A 6919-nucleotide genomic window follows, 5' to 3' on the forward strand; every position below is an offset into this window, starting at 1 on the left:
GGGGGGCTTTCTGTTTACTGCCTTATTGCATATGCAGCAGCGCATACACCAGAACTGCCGCTGCAAGGAAAATAATACCGAAGATCAGGGAGCCTCCCACAGCGCTCCTGCCCGGGAAGTATGCGTCCTCCGGATCCTCCGGGTTGATGTAGATGGTCATGGTATCCCCAATCTCGAAATCCTGTTCACTCTGGCGAACCTCCGCCTGGGTTTCGTACTCGTTGCCAAACCATTCGTATTTCACCCGGGGCGCATATCTGGTCTGGGTCTTGTGAGTCATATTGTTGGTACTGGTGAAGGTGACCACCTTTTCGATGACCTGGGCGGTAATCTCCTGGCTGCATCGCTTCTCCTTCAGCCGATGGGTAATGATGCCGCCGAACAGCAGAACCAGTCCGAACAATGCACAGCCCAGGCATCCCAGATTCGGTGCAGCCTCCAGCATCCGGTCTTTCTGACCCACATCACCGTACCGGAGCCGGTATGCCACAAACATGCCGATGAGGGACTCCAGACCCACGGTGAGGAACACCAGGTTGCCCACGTTCAGACGCTTGATATGCTGAAAGCCTGCCAGCAGGAACATGAAGCCAAAAAAGCCAAAGGCGATCACCAGGCACAGGTAGGTGTCGGTCTGGGATGCGATATACATGGCGATGATGCTGCCGATAAAGGCGATCAGAAACAGAATCCCCCCGATGATGCTCGCCGGGGATTGCTTTTTGTTGGGATCCTTCATGATGACTTTCCTCATTTCGTCACACCTCTGCTGTGGGGGCAGGATATGCAGCCTCCAGCCGCTCCCGTGCCACTGCCAGCATCAGCTTGATGCGGTTTTCTTGATTGACCCGGGTGGCACCCGGATCGTAGTCGATGGGTACGATATTGGCAATGGGGTTTTTGGCCTTGATCTTCCGGATCATGCCCTTGCCCACAATGTGATTGGGCAGACAGCCGAAGGGCTGACAGCATACAATATTCTCATACCCGTGGGCGATCAGCTCCAGCATTTCACCGGTCAGGAACCAGCCCTCCCCCATCTTACTGCCGTAGCCGATGATCCCCCGCACCATTTCCTTGATCTGCATATAGGAAGCAGGCACGGAAAACTGCCGTGTGACCCGGATGCTGTCCAGAAAGACGGACTCGATATTGGTCAGATATTTGATGAGGAACTGCACCAGAGTTGCCTTGGCACGGCTGCCGCCGTAGAGCTTGATATCCTCCAGCCGGTTATCCACCTTGAAGATCAGAAAGCCCATGAGCCCGGGCAGCATTACCTCGCAGTCCTGGCTCCGGAGGAATTCCTCCAGGTGGTTGTTGGCGAGGGGGGAGAATTTTGCATACACCTCGCCAACCACCCCCACCCGTACCTTCTGGGTACGCTGCACCGGAATGGCGGCAAAGGCAGTACTGATCTGGGACAGGGTCTGCCGTAGCTGTTCAAATTTGGTGGGGCGCCGGGGCACGATCCGTGCGGAAAGCTGCTGAATCCACTGACCGATCAGCTGATCCGTTTCCCCGGGATTCACCTCATAGGGACGCACCTGGTTCCCCAGGATCATCAGCATATCCGCATAGGACAGCAGTGCCACCGCCTCCTTCAGCAACGGCAGGGTCAGCTTGAAGGCGCTTTCCTTCTCCAGTCCGGACATATTCAGAGAAATCACCGGCACATGGGTCAGCCCCGCTTTTTTCAGAGCCTTCCGCAGCAGGTGAATGTAGTTGGATGCCCGGCATCCGCCTCCGGTCTGGGTAATCATCACTGCCGTATGCTCCAGATCATATGCGCCGCTTTCCAGGGCATGCATCAGTTGCCCGATGGCAAGCAGTGCCGGATAGCAGGTGTCGTTGTGGACATATTTCAGTCCGGCGTCAATGACCGCCTGGCCATCGGAGTGAAGCAGCTCCACATGATAGCCGTAGGCGTTGAAGAGCGCCCGAAGCAGCTCAAAATGCAGCGGCGCCATGTTGGGAATGAGAATTGTGTAATCCTTCTGCATTTCCTTGGTAAAGCAGACCTGTGGTTCGTTGGTGCTCATGTATCCATAAACCGTCCTTTCGGTGTACCAGTATTCCGTTACGCCTGCAATGCGGCAAACAGGCTGCGCAGGCGGATCTTCACCGCCCCCAGATTGGTGATCTCGTCAATTTTGATCTGCGTGTAAATCTTGCCGCCTCGTTCCAGGATCTCCCGGACTTCGTCGGTGGTAATGGCGTCCACCCCGCAGCCGAAGGACACCAGCTGCACCAGGTTCAGCATGGGGTCGCCGCTGTCCGCCACATATTTTGCTGCCGCATACAGCCGGGAGTGATACGTCCACTGATCCAGCACATGGGTGTTGAACCGCTGTACCAGATGGCTGATAGAGTCCTCCGTAATGACCACTGCACCGCAGGAGCAGATCAGCTTGTCGATGCCGTGGTTGATCTCCGGATCCAGGTGGTAGGGTCTGCCTGCCAGGACGATCACCGGCAGATGCTCCTTCCGGGCGATCTCCAGATATTCCGCACCCTTTTTCCGCACCTGCTCCTGGTATGCGGCATGGGCGGCGAATGCCTGTGCCACGGCGTGCTTGACCTCTGACAGGGGGATCTCCCCGAACTGCCGGCACAGCACGGCGTGGATCTTTTTTGTAAAGTCCTTGGGGCGATGCAGCCCTAAATAATCATACAGAAAGGGCACCTGCTGCACCGCCTTCACGTTGGCTTCGATAACCTCCGGGTAGTATGCCACCACGGGACAGTTGTAGTGATTGTCCCCCAGTCCCTCGTCCAGGTTATAGGTCATGCAGGGGTAGAAGATGGCGTCCACATGCTCCCGGAGCAGGGCTTCCACATGTCCGTGCATGAGCTTTGCCGGGAAGCATACCGTGTCCGAGGGGATGGTATGCTGACCGCTCAGGTACAGCTTCCGGTTGGAGGGGGGAGAGGTCACGGTCTCAAAGCCAAGATCCGTGAAGAAGGCATGCCAGAAGGGCAGCAGCTCATAGAAATTCAGCCCCATGGGCAGGCCGATCCTGCCACGCTTGCCGGGCACGCCCTTACACTGTGCCAACAGCTCCCGCTTGTAGTCGTACAGATTGTAGTGCTTGCCGGCGTTCCCGGTGGCAAGGGGCTTTTCGCACCGATTGCCCCCGATGAATTTCCGCTTGCCGTCAAAGGTATTCACCGTCAGTCGGCAGGCATTGGGACAGCCCTTGCAGGTGATGACCTGCACCTGATGCTGAAACTGGGTCAACTGCCGGGCGTCCAGCAGACTGCCCTGGGCGGAAGCCTTGTGCGCCTGGGCGTAAAGCGCCGCCCCGTATGCACCCATCAAGCCGGAAATGGAGGGACGGATCACCTCTCTGCCGATCTCCTGTTCAAATGCCCGGAGCACGGCGTCGTTCAGGAAGGTGCCTCCCTGTACCACGATATGCTGTCCCAAAGCGTCTGCGCTGTTGGCACGGATCACCTTGTACAGGGCATTTTTCACCACGCTGATGGATAAGCCGGCGCTGATGTTCTCGATGCCGGCGTTGTCCTTTTGCGCCTGCTTGACGCTGGAATTCATGAACACGGTACACCGGGAGCCAAGATCCACCGGCTTTTCCGCAAACAGCCCCAGCTTAGCAAAGTCCTGCATCTCATAGCCCAAGGCACCTGCAAAGGTCTGTAAAAAGGAACCGCAGCCGGAGGAGCACGCCTCATTGAGGAAGATGTTGTCAATGGCACCATTCCGGATCTTAAAACACTTGATATCCTGTCCCCCGATGTCGATGATAAAATCCACATCCGGCCGGAATTCCTTTGCCGCTGTGTAGTGGGCAATGGTTTCCACAATGCCGAAATCCACCCCAAAGGCGCTGCGGATCATTTCCTCCCCGTATCCGGTGACAGCGGAGGCGGTCACATGGAGCGTTGGGAAATCCGCATACAGCCCGGTGAGAAAGCTCCGGATCAAAGGCACCGGGTTGCCGCTGTTGGGCAGGTACTCGGAGCGGATGATCCGCCGCTGCTGATCCATCAGCACCGCCTTTACGGTGGTGGAGCCTGCGTCAATGCCCAGGAATACCTCCCCTTCCGGGGTATCCCCAAAGCGGATATGGGCGGAGTTTTTCCTATGTCGCTTACGAAAGGCATCATACTCCTGCTGACTGGTAAACAGGGGCTTGCAGAAGGCGTAGGTACCGGAGGAGCGATAAGCTGCCGCCTGGCGGATGATCTCATGCAGGGACACCTGTCCCTCGTTCCCGGCAAAGGCTGCCCCCATGGCAACAAAGTACAGAGAATGGTCGGGGCAGACGCCCTCCACTCCCAGAATATGGTCAAATGCACGGCGCAGTTCCGACAAAAAGGTCAGGGGCCCGCCCAGGTACACCACCTTGCCCCGGATCTCTCTGCCCTGGGCAAGACCGGCAACGGTCTGGTTCACCACGGCGGCAAAAATGCTGGCGGAAATGTCATTCCGCTTGGCACCCTGGTTCAGCAGGGGCTGAATGTCGGATTTAGCGAACACGCCGCACCGGGAGGCGATGGTGTAGATCTTCTGGTAGTCCTTTGCCGCCTCATTCATCTCATCCGGGGTGATCCCCAGCAGGGTCGCCATCTGGTCGATGAATGCACCGGTGCCCCCGGCGCAGGAGCCGTTCATGCGCACCTCCAGCCCACCGTAGGAAGCGTCCTCATCGGTCAGAAACAGGATCTTTGCATCCTCTCCCCCAAGCTCAATGATTACATCTGCACCGGGGATCAGCCGATTGACGGCGATCCGGGTGGCATAGACCTCCTGCACAAAGGGAATCTGCAAATCGTTGGCGATGCCCATACCCGCAGAGCCGGAAATGCATAGCTGTACCCGGTCCAGATCGGGGAATTTTTCCGCAATGTCCGAAAGCATCCCGGCAATTTTTTCTGAAATCTGAGAGTAATGGCGTTCATACGCAGCGTATAGAATATTCCCGTCCGCATCCAGCAGGACGCTTTTGAGGGTGGTGGAGCCTACATCCAGTCCTATTTTCACAATAGTTCTCCATTCCCGGCAATGCCGATACTATATATACAATTTATTATAGCACAACGCACAGCAAATTGCAACACGCCCGGAGGAATGTATAAAAGCGGAAGCAGCGTCCATACTACACTTGACGGGAGCGAGAATCCTACTTCGCTCCCACAGGCTGCGGTTACCGGTATCGCTCTCCGCACAGGCGGCACCGGGCTCTGCCCTGCCTGTCCGTGCGGAGAAAAGGAGATTGTCATGAACAATCAGAATAACCAGAACCAGCAGCAGAACAAGAACAACCAGAATCAGCAGAATCAGCAGAACCAGCAGAACCAGCAGCAAAACAAGAATCAGCAGAACAACCAGCGGTAATCTGCGCAAAAGGCGGTATGGCTCTGCGCCACACCGCCTGCTGTTACATATTCGATTCCAGGGCGAACCGCTCTCTGCCGTCCGGCAGGCTGTCCAGGAACATGGCCTTGGGTCTTGCCCATACGGCACCGTCCTCCCCGCAGGACTGGTAGATCACCAGCTCCTCCAGCGTCTCGCTGTGCTTTGCCACTGTCAGCACCCGGTACTGTCCACCCTTGAAGTGCCGGTATACGCCGCCCACCTGCAGGGTCCTGGGCAGAACCATCGCCAGCTCCGGCTGCTCCGGCTCCCGGTTGAGAATATCGTCCCGCACCAGGATCATGCCTGTATGAGGCGGCACATCCGCACAGGCTCTGCCGCCGCTGACCGGAATGCTGCTGCCGCTGAGCACATCCACCATTTCCGGCATGGGCGTATCGAACTCGAACCGGTAGCCCTCATCGCTCAGGTTCAGTGCCACGAAAATGGTCTGATCCTGCAAGGTCTTGGAAAACAGCACCTGCTGATTCCGGATGATGACCGTGTGGTATTCTCCCGTGCGCAGTGCAGGATACGCCCGGTAGATCCGCCCCAGCTTCACAATGTGCCGGTACAGCTCCCGGTTGGCACCGGGCAGCTCCTGGTAATCGTAGCAGGGACGCAGCGGATCATCGGAATTGTTCTCCTTCCTGCCGGCAATGCCGTATTCACTGCCGTAGTAGATGGAGGGGATCCCGGGCATGGCGTACAGCAGGGTGTACACGTTGAACAGATGCGCCGGGTTGTTCAGCATGCTGGCGATCCGGTTCACATCGTGGTTGTCCACAAAGTTGTACAGGGCGATGCCCTTGTAGATGCCGTTGGCACCGGACTGCCGGTTGATGGAGTAATCGATCTCAAAGTAGTTCTTGTCGTTGTGGGAGGAGTAAATCCCCTTGTAGCACTCGTAGTTGGTAACGGAGTCCAGCATCTCCGGGTTCGCCCAACGCTTGTAGTCCCCGTGGATGATCTCCCCCATGAGCCAGAAATCCGGCTTCCGGCTCTTGCAGTACTGCCGCAGCCGGCGGAAGAAATCAAAGTCGATGCAGTCCGCCGCATCCAGCCGCAGACCGTCAATGTCAAACCGATCGATCCACATGCCCACGGATTCCAGCAGATAGTCGCACACTGCCGGGTTGTGGAGATTCAGCTTCACCAGATTGTAGTGACCATTCCAGCCCTCGTACCAGAAGGGATCCCCACAGGGACTGGGGCCGCCGAAATTCAGATTGTCAAACCAGCCGCAGTAGGGGGAATTCTGTCCGTTTTTCTGAATGTCTGTAAACTGGGGAAAGCTGCGCCCCACATGGTTGAATACCCCGTCCAGGATCACCCGGATGCCGTTTTCGTGCAGGGTCTTACAGATCCGGGCAAAGCCTTCATTGGTGCCCAGCCGCCGGTCGACGCAACGGTAGTCTGTGGTGTCATAGCCGTGGGAAACGGATTCAAACACCGGGCCAAAATACACCGTGTCCACGTTCATTTCCTTCAGATGGGGCAGGATCTCCAGCACCTTGTCCAGCCGCTGCACCGGCTCCCCGC

Annotated in this window: 4 protein-coding genes; all 4 read right to left on the reverse strand. The window is 57.1% G+C overall.

All coding sequences use genetic code 11. From position 1 onward, the window contains the following. Positions 1–22 precede the first annotated feature (22 nt). Positions 23–739, reverse strand: coding sequence for a DUF3592 domain-containing protein (locus tag QVO51_RS06080; protein ID WP_022357651.1), 717 nt, complete (start codon positions 737–739; stop codon positions 23–25). A gap of 19 nt (positions 740–758) precedes the next feature. Further along, positions 759–2042 (reverse strand): 2-hydroxyacyl-CoA dehydratase, encoded by a 1284-nt coding sequence (locus tag QVO51_RS06085; RefSeq protein WP_022357652.1) that lies wholly within the window; start codon positions 2040–2042, stop codon positions 759–761. Between the two features lie 38 nt (positions 2043–2080). Beyond that, the gene (locus QVO51_RS06090) at positions 2081–5005 is read right to left on the reverse strand and encodes an acyl-CoA dehydratase activase-related protein (RefSeq protein WP_022357653.1); all 2925 of its coding nucleotides are present in this window, start codon (positions 5003–5005) and stop codon (positions 2081–2083) included. A 397-nt stretch (positions 5006–5402) separates the two neighbouring features. Then, a partial coding sequence (locus QVO51_RS06095) for a DUF1653 domain-containing protein (protein WP_288167920.1) occupies positions 5403–6919 on the reverse strand: 1517 nt, incomplete at its 5' end.

Source organism: Ruminococcus sp. CAG:379 (assembly GCF_000434255.1).
Taxonomy (GTDB): domain Bacteria; phylum Bacillota; class Clostridia; order Oscillospirales; family Ruminococcaceae; genus Ruminococcus_F; species Ruminococcus_F champanellensis.

Excerpts from the sequence above, each read along its gene's own strand:
- QVO51_RS06080 (WP_022357651.1), bottom strand. The coding sequence starts at position 739 with ATGAAGGATCCCAACAAAAAGCAATCCCCGGCGAGCATCATCGGGGGG.
- QVO51_RS06085 (WP_022357652.1), bottom strand. The coding sequence starts at position 2,042 with ATGAGCACCAACGAACCACAGGTCTGCTTTACCAAGGAAATGCAGAAG.